The sequence below is a fragment of the Streptomyces sp. NPDC107521 genome, assembly GCF_055598485.1.
In genome coordinates, this window is record NZ_JBVKAT010000011.1 from 1 (window position 1) to 19,371 (window position 19,371).

The following is a 19,371-nucleotide window of genomic DNA, read 5'->3' on the forward strand; positions in this document are numbered from 1 at the left end:
TTGGCGCGGGCCTTCTCCTCGTCGCGGCGTCCGCCGCCGAAGACGGCGTCGAAGCGTTCGGTCCGGATCCGCTCGGTGAGGGGGAGGGTCTGGAGAGGGTTGCGGGTGCCGTCGGGGCGTTCGCGCAGAACGCCGCGGTCGATGTAGTCCTGGACGGAGGCGACGTGCAGGCGCAGCTGGTGGCGTTCGGCGGTGCGGTCGCGGTGGGCCAGTACCTCGGGGAAGTTGTGGCCGGTGTCGACGTGGAGCAGGGAGAAGGGGACCGGGGCGGGGGCGAACGCCTTCAGCGCGAGGTGCAGCATCAGGATCGAGTCCTTGCCGCCGGAGAACAGGATCACCGGCCGCTCGAACTCACCCGCCACCTCACGGAAGATGTGCACCGCCTCGGACTCCAGCGCGTCCAGGTGGGAGAGGCCGTGATCGCTCACACCAGCCCCCGCTCCGCCAGGACCGCGTACACGGCGTCCGCCGACTCCGGCACGGTCCGGTGCCCCGACTCGACGCGCAGATCCGGCGAGACGGGCTCCTCGTAGGGGTCGTCGACCCCTGTGAGGCCGGTCAGTTCACCGGCGGCCTGCTTGGCGTACAGGCCCTTCACGTCCCGCTGTCTGCACACCTCCACCGGCGCCGCCACATGGACCTCCACGTAGTCCGCGCCGGACGCAACGTGCCGCTCCCGCACGGCGTCCCGGCTGTCCGCGTAGGGCGCGATCACCGGAACCACCGCCTTGACCCCGTTGCGGGCGAGGACCTCCGCGACCAGGCCGACGCGCCGGACGTTCGAGTCCCGGTCGGCCCGGGAGAAGCCGAGGCCGGCGGAGAGGAACCGGCGGATCTCGTCCCCGTCCAGCACCTCGGCACGGTGTCCTTCCGCGCGCAGCCGCTCGGCCAGCGTTCTCGCGATCGTCGACTTCCCCGCGCTCGGCAGCCCGGTCAGCCAGATCGTGGCCCCGGCGTTCCGCGGTGTCCGACAGGTGCACCGTATGTCCGTCATACCCGTCTGCTCCTCGCTGCGGTGGGCCGGGGGCCTGTCAGACACCCAGCCGGTGCCGGCTCAGCTCCCGGTAGAACGGGAGGTGGTGCTCCAGGTAGGAGGCGAGCACCGGATGGCCGCGCACCTCCACCCGGTCGCCGCCGGACCTCGCTTCGAAGCCGCGGCTGCTGCTGACGTCCCGGTGCCACTTCTCGCTCGGCGCCCACTCGCTGCGGCTGCCCTCGCTCCAGCTCAGCGCCTCGGCGACATAGGGAAGGGACAGCGCCCCGCAGTACGCCCGCACGGTGCGCTCCGGCGCGGCCACGAGGTCGGCGGCCTCCACCACCACGGGGCGCTCCCCGGTGACCTCCCAGACCCGCTGGAAGAGTTCGTACTGCGCCTCGAAGCCGATCTGGTGCATCTTCACGGCGGGGTTGACGGCGTAGTACGACGCGATCGTCTCCTCGGGGTCGCGCACGATGAACGTGTGCCGCGCCTCCCGCAGGAAGTCCGTGTCGGCGAGCACCCCGGGGTAGCGCTCGTCGGTGGTGTCCTTGAAGAACAACGGCCGCTCGGCGGCCCGGCGGCGGACCGCCGCGAGCAGCCCGGACTCGGAGTCCACCCGCTCTCCCGCCACCTCGACGGAGCCGAACTCCGCGAGATAGGAGAAGGGTTCGTGCAGGAGCTGGAAGTCCCCGCGCTCCGCCATCATCCGGAAGAACGCGGTGGAACGGCAGCGCGGCGCGCTCCACAACGCGAGAAGGTGCGGGAGGTGCGCCTGGCTCATCTGACTCTCCAACCGGGATGCGCGGGATGTGCCGATCGCCTCAAGAGCGGTTCACCTTAGACACAGCCGACCCCCCGAGAGCAATGCCGGACCGGCCCCGGACCGCCGTCAATCCGGGTAGTGAAACGCTTTTGTCAGCGTGCCGTTGAGACGGCGTCAACGCGCCTCGGCATGGCGTTGCCGGACTCAGCGCCACGTTCACCGGCGGCCCCGGACCGGTTCATCAGCGGGGTGGATGCGCCGTCCGGTCCCGCCCGCCTAGCGTTACGGCTCGCTTCCTGGCGCGGTCCCGCCCAGGAGTCCGCGGAAACCGATGGGAAGAGACCAATGACGAACTGTCCGGGCTGCGAGGGCTCCGTCGCCCTGGAGGAGAACCCCAGGGTGAACGAGATCGTCGAGTGCGGCGAGTGCGCCGCCGAACTGGAGATCCTCTCGGTCGACCCGCTCGAACTGGCCATCGCGCCGGAGGTCGAGGAGGACTGGGGCGAGTGAGGCCGGCCGGGCCGCAGGCGTCCCTGCTCCTGCTCGCCTCCCGGGTCCGCGCCGACGAGAAGCGCCTGCTCGACGCGTTCGACCGGCGGGGCGTGCGCTACGAGCACGTGGACAGCCGGACGGCGTGGACCCCGCTCGACCGGGCACCGCGGCGGCGCCTGGTGCTCAACCGGGAGATCGGCCACGCCCGCGCCCTGTACGCCGCCCGCGCCCTGGAGGCGGCCGGCCACCACGTGGTCAACTCGGCGGCGGCGACCGACGTGTGCGGCGACAAGTGGCAGACCTCGGTGGCGCTCGGCGCCGCCGGACTGCCCACTCCGCGCACCGCGCTCGGCCTGACCCCCGAGGCGGCGCTGGAGGCACTGGAGACCCTCGGCTACCCGGCGGTGGTCAAGCCGCTCGTCGGCTCCTGGGGCCGGCTGGTGACACCGCTGCCCGACCGGCGCACCGCCGAGACCGTCATGGAGTACGTCGCCGCGCTGCCCTCCCCGCAGTCGCACATCGTGTACGTGCAGGAGATGGTCGCCAAGCCCGGACGCGACATCCGCGCGATCGTGGTCGGCGGCGAGGTCCTCGGCGCCGTCCACCGGCGCGGCGAGCAGTGGCGCACCAACGTGGCGCGCGGCGCCGCCACGGAGGCGTTCGAGCCGTCCGAGGACGTCGTCGGCCTCGCCCTCGCCGCCGCCCGGGCGGTCGGCGCGGACATCGCCGGGGTCGACCTGATCGAGGACGCCGACGGGCGGCCCCTGGTACTGGAGGTCAACCACGGCGTGGAGTTCTCGGGCTTCCAGCGTGCCGTGGGCGACCGCGTCGACGTGGCGGACCGCATCGCCGAGTTTCTGATGACAAGGGCCCACACATGCTTCGAGTAGCGGTCGTCGGTGCCTCCGGGTACATCGGCGGCGAACTTCTAAGGCTCCTGCTGGGGCACCCCCGGGTGACGGTCGCCGTCGCCACCTCCGGCCGGTACGCCGGCAAACGGGTGGACGGCCCGCACCCCAATCTGCGCGGCACCACCGACCTGACCTTCCTCGACCCCGCCCGTCTCGCGGAGGCCCGGGACCAGTACGACGTCCTGTTCCTGGCCACCCCGCACACCGAGACCATGGGACGGATGCCGGAGTACCTGGCACTGGCCGACCAGGTGATCGACCTGTCCGGCGACTTCCGGCTGCGCGACACCCGCGTGTACGAGCACCACTACCAGATGCCGCACACCGCACCCGGGCTGATCCCCGGATTCGTCACCGGGCTTCCCGAGTGGCACCGCAAGGAACTCCGGGAGGCGGACCGCATCTCGGTGCCGGGCTGCATGGCGACGGCCGCCGTACTGGCGCTGCGCCCGCTGTCCGAGGCCGGACTGGTCCACGGGGAGGTCCAGGTCGACGCCCGCACCGGATCGAGCGGTTCGGGCGTCTCGGCCGGGTCCGCCAACCTGCACGCGGAACGCAGCGGCGCCCTGCGGATCTTCGCCCCCAACGAGCACCGGCACCAGGCGGAGGTCACCCAGTCCACCGGGCTGCCGGTCCGGATGACCGCCACCGGGATCGAGGCCGTGCGCGGCATCCAGGTGCTCTGCCGGGTCGCGCTCACCGACGGCACCGACGAGCGCGCGGTGCGCCGGGCCTACCGCGAGGCGTACGCCGACGAGCCGTTCGTCCGCGTGGTGGCGCAGAAGCGCGGGCTGTACCGGCTGCCCGAACCCAAGATCCTCTCCGGTTCCAACTACTGCGACGTCGGCTTCGCGGTCGACGCGGAGTCGCGCACGGCACTGGTCGTGGGGGCCCTGGACAACCTCGTCAAGGGCGGTTCCGGCAACGCGGTGCAGTGCCTCAACGTCCGGCACGGCTGGCCGGAGCGGCTCGGCCTGGAGTTCACCGGCCTGCACCCGAACTGAGGCCGGGGCGGGCACGACGACATCCGAGAGGGCACAGATGCAGGACATCACGGTGGTCAAGTGCGGCGGCAACGCCGCGGTCGACCCCCTGGCCGTCTGTTCCGATGTCGCCGGCATGGCGGGCGACGGCGAACGGGTGGTGCTGGTGCACGGAGGCTCCGCCGACATCGACGCCCTGGCCGGGCGGCTCGGCGTGCCGACGCGCAGACTGGTCTCCCCGGACGGCGTGTCCGCGCGGCACACCGACCCGGCCACCCTGGAGGTGGTCCACCTGGCGCTGGCCGGACTGGTCAAGCCGCGCCTCGTGGGGGCGCTCGTCGCGGCCGGGATCCCGGCCGTCGGGCTGACCGGCCTGGACGGCGGCCTGCTGCGGGCCCGGCGCAAGGGCGTCCACCGCGCCCTGGTGGACGGCCGCCGGGTGCTGGTGCGCGACGACCACAGCGGGCGGGTGGACTCGGTGAACACCGCGCTGCTCGGCACGCTGCTGTCGTCCGGCGCGGTCCCGGTCGTCTCGCCGCCCGCGCTCGCCGAGGACGGACGGCCCGTCAACGCCGACGCCGACCGGGTGGCCGCCGCGGTCGCCGGTGCCCTGGGCGCCCGCACCCTGGTGCTGCTCACGGGCGCCCCCGGGGTGCTCGCCGACCCGGCCGACGAGGACTCCGTCCTGCCGGTGTGCGCGATGCCCCGCTCGGGGCCGCCGCCGTACACCGGCGGCGGCATGGGCCTGAAGCTCGTCGCGGCCCGCGAGGCGCTGCTCGGCGGGGCCCGCCGGGTGCTCGTCGCCGACGGACGGCGGCCCGGCCCGGTGCGCGCGGCACTGTCCGGCCGGGCCACCGAGGTGACCCTGCTGCCCGAGGAGGACGACGCATGACCCCGCTGACGGTGTGCACCTCCCCGCCGCCCCGGCCCACCGAGTCCTTCGCGGTGGGACTGCTGCGCCGCATGCTGGAGATCCCCTCGCCGTCGTACGAGGAGGGGCCGCTCGCGGACTTCCTCGTGCGCAGCATGCGCGAACTGGGGCTGGACGCCCGGGTCGACGAGGCGGGCAACGCCGTCGGCCGGATCGACCGCGGCGGCCCCGGGGCCGCCGACGGGCCCACGGTGATGCTGCTGGGCCACCTCGACACGGTCTCCGGCGAGGTGCCGGTGCAGGCCCGCGACGGGCTGCTGTACGGGCGGGGAGCGGTCGACGCCAAGGGACCGCTGGCCGCCATGGTCTGCGCCGCCGCCGCGGCCGACCGCTTCCGCGGCCGGATCGTCGTCGTCGGCGCGGTGGAGGAGGAGACCGCGCTCTCCCGCGGCGCCGTCCACATCGGCCGCACCCACCCCCGGCCGGACGCGCTGGTCATCGGCGAGCCCAGCGGCTGGGACACGACCGTGCTCGGCTACAAGGGCAAGCTGGACCTCGTCTACGAGGTGGAGGTCCCCGCCACCCATGGGAGCAACCCCGAGCCGAAGGCGTCCGAACTGGCCGCCGCCTGCTGGGCGGAGCTGCTGGACCTGCTCGGACCCGGCGCGGGGCACGGCTCCTTCGACACCCCCGGCGCGACCCTGGAGTCGGTCACCGGCGACCTGGTGACCGCGCGCGCCGAGATCAGCGTCCGGGTCCCGCCCGGCTTCGACCACGAGGACCTGGTCGCCCGGCTGACCGGGCGGATGCCCCTCGGCCGCGTCGAGGTCGTCAACGCCGTCCGGGCCGTCCGGGTCCGCCGGACCGACCCGGTGGCACGGGCCCTGGCCGCCGCCGTCCGCCGCCGGGGCGTCCGGCCCGGCGCCAAGGTGAAGACGGCCACGTCCGACATGAACACCCTGGCCGAGGGCTGGCACATCCCCATGGCGACCTACGGCCCCGGGGACAGCAGGCTCGACCACTCCGACCGGGAGCACGTCGTCCTGAGCGACTACCTCCAGGCCATCGGGGTGCTGACCGACGCGCTCCACGAACTGAGCGACACCCTGCGGCCCGCGCCGCCCGGCGCGGCCCGATCCGAGCCCACCCCCGGGGACGACGATGACTGAACCGACCGACACCGCACCGGCCGCCGGTGCCTGGCACGGCGGCCCGCCCGCGGAACACACCCTCAGGGTGCGCGAACTCGTCGTGGAGATGTGCGGGTCGGCGGGCGGCGGCCACCTCGGCGGCTCCCTGTCCCTGGTGGAGATCCTGGTGACGCTCTACCGGTCCGCGCTGCGGATCGACCCGACGGCGCCGGACGACCCCGGCCGGGACATCCTGCTGCTCAGCAAGGGGCACGGGGCGATCTGCCTGTACGCCGTCCTCGCCGAGCGCGGCTTCTTCCCCGAGGAGGAGCTGGCCGCCTACGGGCAGCCCGACAGCCCCTACTCCGCGCACCCCAACCCGGCGGTGCCCGGAGTGGAGATGCCGACCGGGTCCCTGGGGCACGGACTGCCCCAGGGCGTCGGATTCGCGCTGGCCTCGCGCTTCGACCGCAGCGGGCGGCGCTGCTTCGTGGTCCTCGGGGACGGCGAACTCCAGGAGGGCTCGGTGTGGGAGGCCGCCATGGCGGCCGGCTCCCTGGGCCTCGGCGGACTCGTCGCCGTCGTCGACCGCAACACCCTCCAGATCACCGGCCCCACCGAGGACGCCGTGGGCCTGGAACCGCTGGCCGACCGCTGGCGAAGCTTCGGCTGGACGGTCCACGAGACCGACGGCCACGACATCGACGCGCTGCGCGCCGTCCTCGACGCGATCCCCGCCGACGCCGACCGGCCGACCGTGGTGATCGCCCACACCGTCAAGGGGCGCGGCCTGCCCTACATCGAGGGCCAGACCCGCAGCCACTTCGCCCGGCTCACCGAGCGTCCGAGGAAACGGGCGCTGGCGACCCTGCGCGCCCAGTACAGGAAGGCGGCCCGGACATGACCGGCCCCGTCACCGCGCCCACCGCCCCCCGCCCGGACGCGGCGCCGATCCCCTCGGGCCGCGAGGTGTACCGCGACCTGCTGGTCGAGTTCCTCGGCGCCGACGAGCGGGTCGTCTGCCTCGACAGCGACACCGGCCTGTTCAACGGCGTCGACTTCGGCAAGGGCGCCGAGCGCTACGTCAACCTCGGCATCGCCGAGCAGAACCTGATGGGCGCCGCGGCCGGACTGGCCCGCTCGGGCCGGATTCCGTACGTCAACACGATGGCGACGTTCGCCACCACCCGGGCCCTGGAACAGCTCAAGCTCGACATCGCGCTCAACGGTCTGCCGGTGCGCGTCGCCGCCACCCACGGCGGGCTGTCGGCCGGGCACCTCGGGGCCACCCACCACGCGCTGGAGGACCTGGCCGTCACCCGGCTGCTGCCGAACCTGACCGTGGTGGTCCCGACCGACGCGGCCACCACCGCGGAACTGCTGCGCCAGGCGCAGGAACTGCCCGGGCCCGTCTACATCCGGCTCGGCCGCGACGCCACCCCGGACCTGCCTCCGGGCGCCCCGACGGTGCGCCTGGGCAGGGCCCAGCGCCTGCGCGAGGGGGACGCCCTGACACTGGTGGCCACCGGTCCGCTCCCGGTGCACCTGGCCCTGGAGGCGGCCTCCGCGCTGGAGACGGCGGGAGTGGCCACCACGGTGCTGAACCTGCACACCGTCAAGCCCCTGGACACCGGTGCCCTGGTGGCCGCGGCCCGCACCGGCCGGGCGGTGGTGACGGTGGAGGAGCACTGGGCGAGCGGCGGTCTCGGCTCGGCGGTGGCCGAGGTGGTCGCGGAGCTGGGCCTGCCGGTGCCGGTCCGCCGCGTCGGCGTCGGCGACGGCTTCGCCGCGGGCACCGGCGGCCACCGGCATCTGCTCCGGCGCAACGGCATCACGGCGGAGGCCGTCATCGCGGCGGCCACGGAGGCGCTCGGGCTGTAGCCCGCGGGGCGGGATTTCCCGGCAGGGGCGCGGCGCGGACGTCCCGGCGGGTTCGGGGCGGGCGGTCCGGCGGGGACGGAGCGGGCGGTCCCGGGAGCGGGAACCGGAGGCCGGGAGCGGGCGCGGGAACCGGAGGCCGGGAGCTGAGGCCGGGTGTCCGGAGCCGCTCGCGGTGTCCGGGGCCGCCCCGGGGGCTGGGCGCCGTGGGCAACCGGGTTGGCGGTGCGGTGCGCGGTGTCGGCGGCTCGGTGCGGCCTGCGCGGCGCCGTGCGCGGTGCCCACCGGGCGCCACGGCGTCCGGCCCGAAGCCGTTCGGTAGCGGCCGGCACCGCGCGAGGGGCGGAATCCGGCCACCTCCAGGGGGTTCGGTCGATGGCGGCGGAGCGTCGTATTCCGGTGTCAGGAAGCGTCGTCGGGCGCATCGGCCGCGGCAGGGAACCGCCCCGGAACGGCCGGTTTCCGAAGCCCTTCGCGTCGGAACCCGACCGTTCGGGCGGTCCGGCCCGCTCCGCGCGGAGGGCTTCCGGCGGGACAAACCTCTCATCCTACGGGTCAATTGCCGTCGGTCCGCATCGGAATCCCCGCCTTGACGCATGGAATTCGGCCACGGGATCCCGCGTTCCGAAACGAAAGGGCGGGACGGGCGAAGGTGTGGTCAGTGCCTGCCCTGGAGTAATTGTCCTTTTGTTGACCTTTGTTACCTCTTGTAACCACATCATGATGAGTGCTCCTGCGCGGTGTCCGTGAGGGAAGAGGGACGCCGCAGAGACCATCAGGAGGCAAGAGTGACCATGTCACCACGGAGGATGCTGGCCGCCCTGACCACGGCGGTGGCGCTGATCGCGGGCCTGGCCCTGGCCGGCACCGCGTCGGCGGAGCCCGGACAGGCCCGGTCGGTCCGGATCCAGCAGAGGATGGACACCTATCTGGCCGCCCACCCGGACGCGCGCCGGGTCGCCGCCAACGAGATCGCGATCCCCGGGGGCAGCCTGACGTTCGCCGCCCCCGGCAGTGAGAACGCCGCGTCCGCGCTCGCGTGCAGCAGCGGGCACCTGTGCATCCAGGACGGCACCGGCGCCAAGTACGACTACTACTACTGCGGCTACTACTCCTTCGACGGAGTGGGCGACGGCACGTTCAACAACAACCAGACCTCGGGCACCGTCGCCAAGTTCTACAACTCCGACGGCAGCCTGCGGTGGAGCAACACCGCCAAGGACACCGGCACCGCGTCATGGACCCCGGTGTACTACATCCGGCCGTGCTGACCGGGCCGGGAGACCACGCGTAACGGAGACACGACCAGGGCCGGGCCCGGACCCCCCGACGGGGGGACCGGGCCCGGCCCCGGTCCGTCCACCCCCACGCGTTCCGGACGACGCAGCCCGCCCCGGTGCCGCCCCGGCTCAGCGCCGGCCGGCACCGGGGCCCGCACCGGGAGCGGCCGGTGCCCTGCCGCCCGGTGTCCGAGCTTCCTCCCCCCGCCGATCACGGCCCTGATCTACAGGTCGGGTCCACCCGGAATTGGGTGGCGTCCCCAATGGCCGGGGCGGCGGGTTTCGGGCGAGGGTGTAGGCATTCCCCCTTTCCGGCCCAGTGAGCGTCGTCGCGGCTCCGCCGCCTCGTGACGCCTCGTCTGGTGCTCCCCGGTTCTCGACGGCCGTACCGCCCGCGGCCCGCCTCCCCTCGCGGGAGGCGCGCGGGCGCGGCTCGCCGGCGGGCGTGAGACGCCGTCGGCCGGTCGTTCACGAGAGGAGCTGGGCCATGTCGACAACGCCGCAGAAACTGGGGTGGACCGAGGCGGTAGACGAACCGGGGCCGCGCCGCGCGGGGTCCCCCTGTGCCGTCGCCGCGTCCGGGGCGCGTCCGGCCGGTGTCCTGACGGCCGGCCCGAACGGGGCCCGCGCGGGGGAGGACACTGGGTGAACATCACCACATGGCTCGCCGTGGCGGTGTTCACCGTCGTCTTCGTCCTGATCGCGACCGAGTGGGTGCACCGGGTCGCCGCCGCGCTGGGCGGCGCGGTCGCCATGCTGCTCATCGGCGCGACCGAACCCGACCACGCCTTCTTCTCCGCCGACTCCGGCATCGACTGGGACGTCATCTTCCTGCTGCTCGGCATGATGCTGATCGTCGCCGTGCTGAAGCGCACCGGTCTCTTCGAGTTCATCGCCATCTGGGCCGCCCGCAAGGCCCGCGGCAGACCGTACCGGCTGATGGTCCTGCTGATCCTGGCGACCGCGATCCCGTCACCGTGGCTGGACAACGTGACGACGGTCCTGCTGATCGTGCCGGTGACGATCTCGGTCTGCCGGCAGCTCGGTCTGCCCGTCATCCCCTACCTGATCGCCGAGGTGATGACCTGCAACATCGCCGGGGCCGCCACCCTGATCGGCGACCCGCCCAACATCATGATCGGTTCCCGGGCGGGGCTGTCCTTCAACGATTTCCTCTACCACATGACGCCGATCGTCGTCGTGCTGACGGTCGTGTTCATCGTGATGAGCCGCTTCCTGTTCCGCGACGCCTTCCGGCACGACCCCGAACGCGTCGCGGCCGTGATGGAGATGAATCCGCGTGAGGCCATCAAGGACGTCCGGCTGCTGATCCTCAGCGGTGTGGTGATGGCGCTGGTGATCGTCGGCTTCGTCCTCCACACCACCCTGGGCATGGAGCCCTCCGTCGTCGCGATCTGCGGCGGTCTGGTGCTGCTGGCGGCGTCCCGGCTGAACGCCACCGAGGTCGCCAAGGACGTGGAGTGGGACACACTGGCCTTCTTCGCCGGTCTCTTCGTCATGGTCGGCGCGCTGGTGCAGACCGGCGTGATCGGCGACCTGGGGCGGGCGGCGGCCGAGGCCGCCGACGGGCGGCTGCTCGGCACCTCCATGGCCCTGGTCTTCGGGTCCGTCATCCCCTCCGGCCTCATCGACAACATCCCGTTCGTCGCGTCGGTCAGCCCGATCGTCGCCGAGATCGTGGAGTCGGCCGGCGGCCTGGAGGAGGCGGGCATGCTGTGGTGGGCCTTCGCGCTCGGCGCGGACCTCGGCGGGAACGCCACGATCATCGCCTCCTCGGCCAACGTCGTGGTCGTCGGGATCGCCGCGCGGGAGGGACACCACATCTCCTTCTGGCAGTTCAGCCGCTACGGCCTGGTGGTCACCGCCACCACGGTCACCATCGCGGCGGCCTATGTGTGGCTGCGCTACTTCGTGCTGGTGTGACGTGATGCCACCCACCACGAGGAGACCGGTGAACCGCGGGGCGGACCGTCCCGTCCGTTCCGCCCGTCACGCGCACCCCACCCGGTCCGTCCGTTCCACTCGCCCCACCCGTTCCGCCTGCCTGCGGCCCCGTGCCGGAAGGGAGGAGCCGTGCCCCGGTCACCCGACGACCGGCTCGCCGAGATCGAGGCGCGACTGCGCCGCGAGGATCCCCGTCTCGCCCGCGCCCTGGCGCGCGGCCTGCCCCGCCGCTCCCGCGACCGGCGCCGCCGGTGGCTCCGGCTGCTGCTGGCCGTCGCGCTCGGGCTGCTCGGCCTCGGCATCGTGCTGCCGCACGGGCTGCTCATCGCCGCCGGGCTCGTCCTGGCCGGGGTGGCGGGGGAGTTGCTGTCGCCGGGACCGGACACACCGTCCGGGCGTGCCTCCCGGCCGCGGCGCTGAGCGGGGGCGCGGCAGGTCCTGAGCGGCCCGCCGCGCGGGACGCGCCGGTGAGGACTCCCCACCGGCGAAGCCCATCGCCCTGCTCCGGCCAGGACGGGCCACGGCCCGGCCCGTGGGAGGCCACCGCGCCCCCACCGGGCCGGGCCGTCGCGTACGGTCCGGCCCCGGCGGGGGTCCCCCCCCCGCCTCGCCCACCCGGACCGCCCGGACCACCCGGGCGGTCCGGCCCCGGCGGCCGGGTCCGTCCGGCGGTCCTGGTGACCGAGTCACCCCTCCGCCGGTCGGCGGGGCCCCTCGAAGCGGCCGGTGGCGCGGAACCGGGCGCGGCGGGCGGCGCGCCGGAAGGTGGTGAGTACCGCGGGTCCGGCGAGCGCGACGCAGACGAAGTTGGTGACCGCGCGACCGGTGTCCCAGCCGAGGGACGTGGCGATGTCGAAGGCGACGTAGCGCTGCCACTGCTCCGTGAAGGGCAGGCCGGGCAGGTAGGCGAGGGAACTACCCGGGTCCAGGGAGAAGGGCCAGAAGGAGAGGTTGAGCAGGAAGCCGAAGAGATAGCCGGACAGGGAGCCGTAGACGGCGAGCAGCAGCACCTCCCGCCGTCCGTCCGCCCGGGGCAGGAAGCCCGCGAGCATGCCGACGAAGGCGCAGCCGAACATCTGGTACGGCATCCAGGGACCGACTCCGCCGGTGATCAGGGCGGAGGCGAACAGGGAGGTGCAGCCGAGGGTGAAGCCGAAGCCGGGGCCGTAGACCCGTCCGGCCAGGACCAGGATGAAGAACACCGTCTCGATCCCGGCGGTGCCCGCGCCCAGCGGGCGCAGGGCCGCGTTGACCGCGGACAGCACTCCGAGCATGGCGAGGGCCTTGGAGTCGATGCCGCCCTCGGCGATCTCGGAGAGGATCACGCACAGGACGAGGACCAGCAGGACGCCGAAGACGAGCGGGGGAGCGTAGTTCGATCCGAAGGTGCCCGGTGCGACGACGAACGGCCAGAAGAAGGCGACCAGGCCCAGGAAGGCGGCCAGGGTCATGACCACACCCGTGCGCGGCGTCAGCCGGATGGCGGTGACGGCCCGGTTCACGTGCTCCCCCCGGCCGTCAGTTCCGCCTCGACCTGCGCCACGGTCAGATACGGCAGCGGGGCGAGGATCTTGGCCGTCTGGGGGGCGAAGACCGGGGACGCCAGGATGATCTCCTCCGCGGGTCCGTCGGCGACGATGTCGCCCTCCGCCATCACGATGACACGGTCGGCGGCGCGGGCGGCGAACTCGACGTCGTGCGTGGAGACGACCACGCTGCGACCCTCGTCCGCCAAGGCGGTGACGATGCCGACGAGCTGGGCCTTCGCCCGGTAGTCCAGTCCGCGGGTCGGTTCGTCCAGGAGGATCACCCGGGGGGCGGCGGAGAGCTGGATGGCGAGGACCAGGGCGAGCCTCTGCCCTTCCGAGAGGTCCCGCGGGTGCGTGGTGCCGCAGATGCCCGGGGCGAGACGGTCCAGGAGGGCGCGGGCCCGTGCGACGGTCCCCGACTCCGAGTCCGCCTGCGCGAGTTCCTGCTCGACGCTCTCCAGGTAGAGCAGGTCGGAGGGGGTCTGCGGCACCAGGCCGACCAGCCGGCGGGCCCGGACGGCGGAGACGGTGCGGGGGTCCGCGGTCCGACCGCCGTCCCCGCCGTCCACCCTCACCGTTCCGGCCCGGCGCGGTCCCGATCCCTGAAGGGCCCAGAGCAGCGAGGACTTGCCCGAGCCGTTGCGTCCCATCAGCGCCGACACCTCGCCCGCGGCCAGGTCCAGGTCGGCCTCCCGGACGGCGGCGACCCCACCGTGCACGACGCTCACGCCGCGCGCCGCAAGCAACCGCGGCCGCTCCTCCGTCCCGCGGTCCCTGACCGGTCCGGGCGGGCGCCCCGTCAGCGCCGCGCGCAGGGGCGCCGCCGCGCGGCGGGCGTCGCGCACGGACAGCGGCAGCGGCGACCAGCCGGCGACGCGCCCCAGTTCCACGATGGGCGGGGCGATCGTGGACGTGCGCAGGACGTCGGCGGGCGGACCGATGAGGGCACGGCCGTCGCCGGAGAGATGGATCACGCGGTCCGCGTACTGGACGACGCGTTCGAGGCGGTGCTCGGCCATGAGGACGGTGACGCCGAGGTCGTGGACGAGGCGGGTGACGGCGGACAGCACCTCCTCGGCCGCGGTCGGGTCGAGGGCGGAGGTGGGTTCGTCCAGGACCAGGACTCGGGGGTGGGCGGTGAGGACGGAGCCGATGGCGACTCGCTGCTGCTGGCCGCCGGAGAGCGCGTGGAGCGCGCGGTGCCGCAGATCGGCGAGACCGAGCAGATCCAGGGTCTCCTCGACCCGTTTGCGCATGGTCGCCGGGGGAATCGCCAACTGCTCCATGGAGTAGGCGAGTTCCTCCTCGACGGTGTCGGTGACGAAGCCGTCGGCGGGGTCCTGGCCGACCACGCCGACGACATCGGCGAGTTCCCGGGGCGGGTGGTGGGCGGTGTCCCGGCCGTCGACCGTCACGCGGCCGTACAGGGTTCCGCCGGTGAAGTGCGGTACCAGCCCGTTCACCGCGCCGAGGAGCGTGGACTTGCCGACGCCGGTGTGCCCGACGACGAGGCAGAGTTCGCCCTCCTCCACGGTGAGGCTCACCTCGCGCAGCGCGGGCCCGGGCGCGTCGTCGTACTCGATGGTGACCTGGTCGAAGGTGATCACGCGGAGGCGGCTTTCCGGTCGGGGGGTCGGTGCGCGGCGGGCGGCGGGGAGAGGAAGCCGGCGGTACCGGCGAGCAGGATCGCGGCGGTCGGCACCAGCGGCAGGCCGGGCCAGGTGAGCGGGTGGAACACCGGGTTGAGCTGCGCGGGGTCGTAGCCGAGGCCGGTGAAGAGGAGCGCGGCGGCGAGGACTCCGCTGCCGGCCACGGCCCATTCCGGCAGGCGCCACGGATCGGGGCGGTAGGCGGTGCGGGTGACGCGCCGGCCACCCAGCCGCAGGCCCGCCAGGCACAGCAGGGCACCGGCCCCCATGGCCGGCAGCCCGAGGAGGGCGGGCGCGGTGGCGTCGAGCAGCCCGTACGCCCCCGCGCACAGACCGCACATGCCGAGCAGCATCAGCGCGCCGGTGATCCGGCGCGAGCGGGGCGTTGCGGAGCCGGCCCGGCCGTAGCCCCGGCAGTCCATGGCGGACGCCAGGCGCAGCGAGCGTTCGAGGGCGTCCTCCAGGACGGGAACCACGATCCCGCGCAGCGCCTTCAGCCCCCGGGACCGGCCCGCCCTGAGCCTGCGGGCGCGGGCGACGCGCTGCACGCTCTGCACCAACTGCGGCGCCACGCTCATGGCGACCGTGACGGCGGCCCCGAGTTCGTACAGCGCGCCGGGGAGGACACGCAGCGCGCGCTTGGGGTTGGCCAGGGTGTTGGCGGCGCCGATGCAGCACAGCATGCAGGCGAGCCGCAGCCCGTCGGTCGCGGCCGACAGCACCGCTTCCAGGGAGACCGGCCCGCCGATCCGGATGCCCGCGTACCAGTCCGGTGTGGGGACCCGGGGGAGGGAGAAGAGGAAGTGGTCCCGGGGGGTGATACCGGTCGCGAACACGGCGCGGAAGACGACGCGGATCGCGACGACCGTGAGCGCGAGGTACAGGTAGTACGCGAAGCCGCGTGCCCAGGGTGCCTCGGTGCGGCGGACCGTGACGACATGGCCCAGGACGGCGAGGACGAGGAGCAGCAGCAGGGGGTTGTCGGTGCGGCTGACGGCGGTGGCGAGGGCCAGGGCCCAGATCCACCAGGCCATGGGATGCAGTGTGCGCGGCAGGCGGCGGACCCCCTTGCGGGTCGGCGGGCCGGACACCGCGGCGGGTGGCCGGGCCGTCGCGCTCACCGGGTGCCGCGGCGCCTGTGGGCCGCGTGGACGGCCGCGCCGCCGATCAGGGCGACGAGCGAGGCTCCGGCGACCACCGGCACGATCGACCCGGAGTCGTGGGGGGCGTCGGTCGCCGGGGCCGCGTCGACGACCTCCGGGCCCCGTATCGGTGCCGCGAGCGCGGAGGGGGCCGCCGTGCCGGTGGGAGAGGGCGAGGGTGTGGGGCTCGCGCTCCGGCTCGTCGCGGGGCGGGACGGTTCGGGTTCCGCCGGCCCGGGCCGGGTCCCGGGGTCCCTCGGCTCCGCGGAGGCGGGCGCGGGCTCCGCGGGGGCGGAGGGCGCGGGCTCGGGCGGCGCCGGCGGGCGCCGCTCCGGCGCCGGGCCCGTACCGGCCCCCGGTGGCGGGGCGGGTGCCCGGTCGGTGGAGGGAGGCCGGTCCGTGTCGCCGACCGGCCGGGTGTTGTGGGCGCGCAGCTGGTCCGGGGTGACCGTGGGCCTGCCCTCGGTCCCCCCGATGTCGGTGCCCCCGTAGACCCACAGATCGACGCTGCCGGGCCCGGGCCGGTAGAGCATGGCGCCGAGCCGGCTGTACTCCCAGTCGTTCCGGCCGGGGTCGGCGTGCCAGTACGACCAGTAGGCGGAGGCGGGAGGGGTGAGCACGCAGTCGTCCTCGGCCGGGGTCGGGAACTGCCTGCCGTCCCGGTAACCGCTGTAGCCGATGCGGCAGATGAACGCCGGCCCGTCGTGTCCCGTGCCGGTGGTGCGCCAGCCGCCCTGGTTGAGCAGTTCGTAGCCGGTCGTGGGCGTCGTGCCGCAGGACCGGAAGAGGGGACCGCCCCAGTCGCTGAAGTCGACCGCGAGGACGGCGCCGGAGGTGGTCGTGCAGCGTCCCATGGGCTGCGGTGCGGCTCCGGCCGGGGCCGCACCGCCGGCGACCGCGGCGGCGGTCAGGCCGAGGGCCGCCGCCGCCCGTGCCGTCGTCCGTGCGGAGCGCGAGCGGATCACCGCTCACCCCCCGCCGCGGCCCTGCGGCGGGCCAGGACCGTGCAGCGCCAGCCGGCCAGCACCATGAGGGCGGCGAGGACGGCCAGGAGCCCGGCCTGCGCACCCGTGGAGGCGAGGGCGCCCTTGCCGCCGGACGCGCCGTACCCGCCCCCGGGATCGTCCGGGGTGACGATGTCCGGTGCCCCCGCGCCTCCCGTGCCGCCCGGGGTGACGATCTCCGGGGTGACGATCTCCGGTCCGCCGTCGCCCGGTCCCGGCGTGGGCTGCGGTGACGTACGGGTCAGATCGCGTTCCAGCGTGCCGAAGGAGATGCCGGTGGCTCCGCTCACCGCCTGGGTGGAGGCACGGAGGTCGGAACCGCGCTGTCCTTCCCGGGCCACGTTGAAACCGCCGTCGGGGTTCTGCTGGGAGGCGAGGAAGGCGCGGGCCCGGGCGATCTCCCCGGTGTACGCGGACGCGTCCAGGGAGAGTCCCTGCACCGCGAGCGCGGCCGAGTTGACCGAGTTCCCGGCCGCGCCGGGGAAGCCCCCGCCGGGGAGCTGCTGGGACGCGATCCAGGCCAGCGCCCTGTCCACGGCCCGGTCCGCCCCGCTGCCGCCGGCCAGGCTGAGGGCCATGGCGGCGATCGCGGTGGAGTCCACGTCGGAGTCGTCGGTGGCCGGTACCAGGCTGGGCCAGGCGCCGTTGTCCCGCTGGAGAGCCGTGAGATAGGCGAGCGGTTCGCGGGCCGCTCCGGTCTCGCCCGCGCGGAGCTGGGCCATGACGGCCAGGGACTGTCCGAAGACGGAGGGCGTGTAGGTGTAGGCGCCCTTGGCGGCGCAACTGCGGTCGGGCGCGGTGCTCGGCCCGGCGCACACGGCCCTGCCGAGCGCCGCGACGAGGTCCTGACCGCCGAAGTGCCGCGGGTCGCGGCCGACGGTCTCGGCGAGCAGCGCGGCCTTCCCCAGGGAACCGCCCAGCACGTGGGGCGTGCCGATGCCGGTCCAGTCGTGGAGGGTGCGCCCCTCGCCGTCGGTGCCCCGGTCGTCGAGGAAGTCGACGATGCCGCGCAGCCTGCCGTCGGACAGTCCGGTCGCGGCGAGCGCGTAGGCGCCGTCGATGGTCAGCCCGAAGTCGGCACGGACGGAGCCGGGGCCGGACGTGTAGTACCGGCCCTGCTTCAGGAGGTCGGCGCCGGTGAGGTAGGCGACTCCCTTCGCGAGGTCGGGACCGTCACCCTCCGGCGGGGTGGCCGGGTCCGTGGCCGGGGGCGGCGATGTCGGCGGCCGCGTGGCGGGGGGAGGTGACGTCGGCGGCTGGGTGGCGGGGGGCGGCGATGTCGGCGGGTCGGTCGGACCGGTCCGTTCGGTGGTCAGGGTGACCAGGCTGGTGCGGACTCCCGCCAGGACGGCGGCCGGCGTCGGGTGGAGCGCCGGATCGGTCGCGCCCTCCTCGAAGCCGAAGCCGCCGTCGGCGAGCTGCTCGCGGGAGAGCCAGGCGACGGCCGCGTCGGCGCGGTCCCCGTCGCCGAGGACGCGCAGGGCCTGTGCCGCGTACGCCGTGGCGTGGACGGAGCCGCTGGTGGCGCCGGTGTACCCGGGGAAGGCGCCGTCCTGGCGCTGGGCCCCGGCCAGGTAGGCACGGGCCCTGGCGACGGCGTCGTCGTGGCCGCCCGCCCTGCGCAGGACGAGGGCGACGAGGGCGGTGGTGGCGGGGTCGCCGTCGCAGTACTCGCCGGGGCGGATGAGGATGCCGGTGACTCCGCCGTCACGGCACTGGACCTGGGTGAGCCGCTGCACGGCCCCGGCCGCCGGGGTGGCTCCGGCGCGCAGCAGGGCCAGGACCGACAGCGCCTGCCCGTCGGTGTATCCGGCGTTGCGGAAGTCGCCCCTGGCGGTGCAGCCGGGTGTCGGTTCGCCGGATTCGGGGCCCGCGGCGCACACATGCGCCGACAGGTCGCCGATCAGGTCGTGGCCGCCGACGTCGCGGGGGTCCGTCCCCGTGCTGGAGGCGAGGAGGGCCAGGCGGGCGGCGGCGGTGGCGTCCGGGGCCCCGCCCGCGCCCTCCGGGTAGGCGTACTCGCCCGCGTGGGAGGCGAGGAAGGCGGTGACCCTGCGCAGGGCGGGGCCGCTTCCGGCCGCGGCGAGTCCGTAGGCCACCTCCGTGGTGAGGAGGTGGTCGGGGGTGTCGCCGCCCTCGGGGACGACGTGGTCACCGTCGGTCAGCCGGCTCTCGAGCCAGGCCGCCGCGGCGGCCACGTCGATCGCTCCCGGCGTTCCCGTCGGGGTTCCGGGGCCGGGGGTGCCGCCGGTGCCCGGCCGGACGTCGTCGGGGCTGAAGTCCGGCCTGCCCGTGCCGCCGTACACCCAGGCGTCCACGTCGCCGTCCTTGAGCCTGCGGTCCATGGCTCCGTACTGGCTGTACGACCAGTCGTCGCGGCCCGGTGAGGCGGTCCAGTAGGACCAGTAGGCGTTCGCGGGCGGAGTGAGGACGCAGCCCTCCTGGGCGGGGGTCGGGTACCGGGTGCCGCCGTTGAAGGAGCCGTGGCCGATGCGGCAGATGAACGCCGGACCGTCGTGCTCGGTCCCGGCGGTGCCGAACCCGCCCTCGTGGAGCAGGTCGTAGCCGGTGCTCGGCGTCGGATCGCAGCCCCGCACGACATCACCGCCGAACGGCCCGAAGTCGACGGCGACCACCGCGCCTCGGGTCGCCGTGCACGCTTCCGCCCGGTCCGGCCCCGCGACGGCGGACGTCGTGGTGAGGAGGGTCACGGAGGCGGCCACCAGCACCAGGAGGGCGACAGCCAGCGCGGCCACCGGCCCGGGTGCCGTACCCGCCCGTGCGTCGTGTCGTCG

18 protein-coding genes are annotated in these 19,371 nt (G+C 74.5%); 10 read left to right on the top strand and 8 right to left on the bottom strand.

Going from position 1 to position 19,371, the window contains the following annotated elements:
• The 3 genes from ACZ7LB_RS17935 to ACZ7LB_RS17945 all read right to left on the bottom strand — a co-directional run.
• On the bottom strand, nucleotides 1-428 hold a 428-nt coding region (locus ACZ7LB_RS17935), incomplete at its 3' end, for a phosphoadenosine phosphosulfate reductase domain-containing protein (protein WP_471469223.1).
• Nucleotides 425-994, bottom strand: coding sequence for an adenylyl-sulfate kinase (gene cysC, locus ACZ7LB_RS17940; protein WP_471469225.1), 570 nt, complete (start codon nucleotides 992-994; stop codon nucleotides 425-427). The genes cysC and ACZ7LB_RS17935, both read right to left, overlap by 4 nt.
• Before the next feature lie 37 nt (nucleotides 995-1,031).
• The gene (locus ACZ7LB_RS17945; RefSeq protein ID WP_471469227.1) at nucleotides 1,032-1,760 is read right to left on the bottom strand and encodes a sulfotransferase-like domain-containing protein; all 729 of its coding nucleotides are present in this window, start codon (nucleotides 1,758-1,760) and stop codon (nucleotides 1,032-1,034) included.
• Between the two features lie 327 nt (nucleotides 1,761-2,087).
• On the opposite strand from ACZ7LB_RS17945, the gene lysW reads away from it, so the two are divergent.
• The 10 genes from lysW to ACZ7LB_RS17995 all read left to right on the top strand — a co-directional run bounded on the left by lysW (nucleotide 2,088) and on the right by ACZ7LB_RS17995 (nucleotide 11,672).
• Entirely contained in the window at nucleotides 2,088-2,252 is a 165-nt protein-coding gene (lysW, locus tag ACZ7LB_RS17950; protein ID WP_471469229.1) for a lysine biosynthesis protein LysW, read from the top strand.
• Nucleotides 2,249-3,124: a RimK family alpha-L-glutamate ligase gene (locus ACZ7LB_RS17955; RefSeq protein ID WP_471469231.1), complete on the top strand. Its 876-nt coding sequence runs from the start codon at nucleotides 2,249-2,251 to the stop codon at nucleotides 3,122-3,124. Before lysW ends, ACZ7LB_RS17955 begins: the two co-directional genes overlap by 4 nt.
• Nucleotides 3,112-4,149 (top strand): N-acetyl-gamma-glutamyl-phosphate reductase, encoded by a 1,038-nt coding sequence (gene argC, locus ACZ7LB_RS17960; protein WP_471469233.1) that lies wholly within the window; start codon nucleotides 3,112-3,114, stop codon nucleotides 4,147-4,149. The genes ACZ7LB_RS17955 and argC overlap by 13 nt, the downstream gene beginning before the upstream one ends.
• Nucleotides 4,150-4,186: 37 nt before the next feature.
• Nucleotides 4,187-5,020: a [LysW]-aminoadipate kinase gene (locus tag ACZ7LB_RS17965; protein WP_471469235.1), complete on the top strand. Its 834-nt coding sequence runs from the start codon at nucleotides 4,187-4,189 to the stop codon at nucleotides 5,018-5,020.
• Nucleotides 5,017-6,168 (top strand): M20/M25/M40 family metallo-hydrolase, encoded by a 1,152-nt coding sequence (locus ACZ7LB_RS17970; RefSeq protein ID WP_471469237.1) that lies wholly within the window; start codon nucleotides 5,017-5,019, stop codon nucleotides 6,166-6,168. Before ACZ7LB_RS17965 ends, ACZ7LB_RS17970 begins: the two co-directional genes overlap by 4 nt.
• On the top strand, nucleotides 6,161-7,033 hold the full coding sequence (locus ACZ7LB_RS17975) for a transketolase (RefSeq protein ID WP_471469239.1): 873 nt from the start codon (nucleotides 6,161-6,163) through the stop codon (nucleotides 7,031-7,033). Before ACZ7LB_RS17970 ends, ACZ7LB_RS17975 begins: the two co-directional genes overlap by 8 nt.
• Nucleotides 7,030-8,010, top strand: a complete 981-nt coding sequence (locus ACZ7LB_RS17980; protein ID WP_471469241.1) for a transketolase family protein — start codon at nucleotides 7,030-7,032, stop codon at nucleotides 8,008-8,010. Before ACZ7LB_RS17975 ends, ACZ7LB_RS17980 begins: the two co-directional genes overlap by 4 nt.
• 791 nt (nucleotides 8,011-8,801) lie before the next feature.
• Nucleotides 8,802-9,278, top strand: coding sequence for a hypothetical protein (locus tag ACZ7LB_RS17985; RefSeq protein WP_471469535.1), 477 nt, complete (start codon nucleotides 8,802-8,804; stop codon nucleotides 9,276-9,278).
• 654 nt (nucleotides 9,279-9,932) lie between these two features.
• Nucleotides 9,933-11,231: an ArsB/NhaD family transporter gene (locus tag ACZ7LB_RS17990; RefSeq protein WP_471469243.1), complete on the top strand. Its 1,299-nt coding sequence runs from the start codon at nucleotides 9,933-9,935 to the stop codon at nucleotides 11,229-11,231.
• A 150-nt stretch (nucleotides 11,232-11,381) separates the two neighbouring features.
• Nucleotides 11,382-11,672, top strand: coding sequence for a DUF3040 domain-containing protein (locus ACZ7LB_RS17995; RefSeq protein ID WP_471469245.1), 291 nt, complete (start codon nucleotides 11,382-11,384; stop codon nucleotides 11,670-11,672).
• A gap of 266 nt (nucleotides 11,673-11,938) precedes the next feature.
• On the opposite strand, the gene ACZ7LB_RS18000 is transcribed toward ACZ7LB_RS17995, so the two are convergent.
• The 5 genes from ACZ7LB_RS18000 to ACZ7LB_RS18020 are packed head-to-tail and all read right to left on the bottom strand — an operon-like array spanning nucleotide 11,939 to nucleotide 19,332.
• A complete protein-coding gene (locus ACZ7LB_RS18000) occupies nucleotides 11,939-12,703 on the bottom strand; it encodes an ECF transporter S component (protein ID WP_471469536.1) in 765 nt (254 codons plus the stop codon).
• Nucleotides 12,704-12,750: 47 nt separating this feature from the next.
• Complete coding sequence (locus tag ACZ7LB_RS18005; protein WP_471469247.1) at nucleotides 12,751-14,388, bottom strand: ABC transporter ATP-binding protein; 1,638 nt, start codon at nucleotides 14,386-14,388, stop codon at nucleotides 12,751-12,753.
• Nucleotides 14,385-15,551 carry a CbiQ family ECF transporter T component gene (locus ACZ7LB_RS18010; protein ID WP_471469249.1) on the bottom strand — a complete coding sequence of 389 codons (1,167 nt, stop codon included), beginning with the start codon at nucleotides 15,549-15,551 and terminating at the stop codon, nucleotides 14,385-14,387. Before ACZ7LB_RS18010 ends, ACZ7LB_RS18005 begins: the two co-directional genes overlap by 4 nt.
• Entirely contained in the window at nucleotides 15,548-16,537 is a 990-nt protein-coding gene (locus ACZ7LB_RS18015) for a hypothetical protein (RefSeq protein WP_471469251.1), read from the bottom strand. Before ACZ7LB_RS18015 ends, ACZ7LB_RS18010 begins: the two co-directional genes overlap by 4 nt.
• Nucleotides 16,534-19,332 carry a prenyltransferase/squalene oxidase repeat-containing protein gene (locus ACZ7LB_RS18020; protein WP_471469253.1) on the bottom strand — a complete coding sequence of 933 codons (2,799 nt, stop codon included), beginning with the start codon at nucleotides 19,330-19,332 and terminating at the stop codon, nucleotides 16,534-16,536. The genes ACZ7LB_RS18015 and ACZ7LB_RS18020 overlap by 4 nt, the downstream gene beginning before the upstream one ends.
• Between the last annotated feature and the right edge of the window lie 39 nt (nucleotides 19,333-19,371).